2 protein-coding genes are annotated in these 2,045 nt (G+C 71.0%); both read right to left on the bottom strand.

The genetic code is table 11. The features are described 5' to 3' along the window. On the bottom strand, nucleotides 1-192 hold a 192-nt coding region (locus tag GTY47_RS18815; protein WP_010048964.1), incomplete at its 3' end, for a hypothetical protein. A gap of 56 nt (nucleotides 193-248) precedes the next feature. After that, nucleotides 249-2,045 (bottom strand): MDR/SDR family oxidoreductase (locus tag GTY47_RS18810; protein WP_010048962.1); only part of this gene is annotated, 1,797 nt, incomplete at its 5' end.

The raw sequence follows: 2,045 nt of genomic DNA, 5'->3' as shown, positions 1-2,045 counted from the left end.
CGGCAGCGGGCCGAGCTGCTGTGCCAACTGCGGCCCCTGCTCGACGGAGGCAGCCGACCGCCGATGCGTGCTCAGCCGCTGCCACACCGGGTGCGGTGGGATGTGCTGCGTGTTCAGCGGCGACACCATCAGCAACGGATGCGGCGGTGTGCCGACGGCGTCGAACAGCTCCAGCGCCTCGGGGGTCGACATCGGGCTCAGTGCACTCCGTGCCAGCCGTGCTTTGTCTTGGTCGTCGAGGTGGCTGGTCATGCCGCTNCGAGTGCACCGAGCCGCTGAGACAGCGACGGGCCCTCCTCGACCGTGGCCGCCACCGCCCTGGTCGTCGCGGCGAGCCGCTGCCACAGCGGAAGCCGTGGCAGCTGCCGCTGGTCGAGCAGCGCGGTGAGCAGGAGCGCGTGCGGTGGCAGAGCGGCCGCGTCGAACAGCTCCAGCGCCTCGGGAGTCGACATCGGCGCGATGGCGTTGCGCGCCATGCGTGCTTTGTCTTGGTCGTCGAGGTGGCTGGTCATGCCGCTGGTTTGTTGCCAGAGGCCCCAGGCGAGGCTGGTGGCGGGTTGGTTGTGGTGGCGGCGGTGGTGGGCGAGGGCGTCGAGGTAGGTGTTGGCGGTGCTGTAGTTGGCTTGGCCGGGGCTGCCGAGGATGCTGCCGGCGGAGGAGAAGAGGAGGAAGACGGCGGGGTCGTGGGGGAGGGTGTGGTGGTGGAGGTGGTGGGCGGTGGTGGCTTTGGAGGTCAGGACGGTGGTGAGTTGGTGGGGGGTGAGGTGGGTGAGGGTGGCGTCGTCGAGGTGGCCGGTGGCGTGGATGACGGCGGTCAGGGGGTGTTCGGTGGGGATGTCGGCGAGGGTTTTGGCCAGGGCGTGGGGGTCGGTGAGGTCGCAGGCGGTGATGGTGGCCTGGGCGCCGGTTTGGGTCAGGTCGTGGTGGAGGGCGGGGGCGGTGGGGGCGTTGGGTCCTTGGCGGCTGAGGAGGAGGAAGTGGCGCATGTGGTGGTGGTGGGCGAGGTGGCGGGCGATGAGGCCGCCGAGGGTGCCGGTGCCGCCGGTGATCAGGACGGTGCCGTGGGGGTTGACCGGGCGGGGGATGCGGATGACGTTCTTGCCGGTGTGACGGGCCTGGCTCATGTGGCGCAGGGCCTGGGGCAGTCGGGCGAGGTCCCACTCGGTGCGGGGCAGGGGGGTGAGCGCCTGGTGGGTGAAGAGGGTGAGCAGGTGGTGGAGCATTTCGCCGGTGCGGGTCGGGCCTGCTTCTTTGAGGTCGAAGGCGCGGTAGGTGATGCCGGGGTGGGTGGCGGTGATCTGCTGGGGGGTGCGGATGTCGGTCTTGCCCATTTCGATGTAGCGGCCGCCGCGGGGGGTGAGCAGGCGCAGGGAGGCGTCGACGAACTCGCCGGACAGGGAGCCCAGGACGATGTCCATGCCACTGCCGCCGGTGTGGTTGAGGTATTGCTCGGCGAAGTCGGTGGTGCGTGAGGAGGCGATGCGTTCTTCGGGGATGCCCAATGCTGTGAGGGTGTGCCATTTGGCGGGGCTGGCGGTGGTGTAGACGTCGGCGCCGAAGTGGCGGGCGAGCTGGGTGGCGGCCATGCCGACTCCGCCGGCGGCGGCGTGGATGAGGACGCGTTGGCCGGGCTGGATCTGTGCCAGGTCGTGCAGGGCGTAGTAGGCGGTCAGGAACACGGCGGGCACGGAGGCGGCCTGTTCGAAGGACCAGCCCGCCGGGATGGGGGCGAGCATGCGTTCGTCGGCGATGGTGCGCACGGCGAACGCGGCCGGGAACGCGCCCAGTACCCGGTCACCGACGGCGAAGCGTGACACACCGGGCCCGGTTTCGGTGACCACTCCGGCGCCCTCGGCGCCCAGCCCGTCCGCGCTGTCGACCATGCCGAGCGCGACGGCGACGTCGTAGAAGTTCAGTCCGGCCGCGCGGACCTCGATGCGGACCTCGCCCGGTTTCAGGGGGCGGGTGGCCGCCTCGTGCGGGGTCTTGGCCAGCGCGTCCAGGGAACCGGTGCCCTGCGTGGTGACACGCCAGGTGTCACCCGC

The organism is Streptomyces sp. SID5464, assembly GCF_009862985.1.
GTDB lineage: Bacteria > Actinomycetota > Actinomycetes > Streptomycetales > Streptomycetaceae > Streptomyces > Streptomyces chartreusis_D.
The sequence above is the reverse complement of the archived record's forward strand: the minus strand, read 5'-3'. Positions and strand labels throughout refer to the sequence as shown.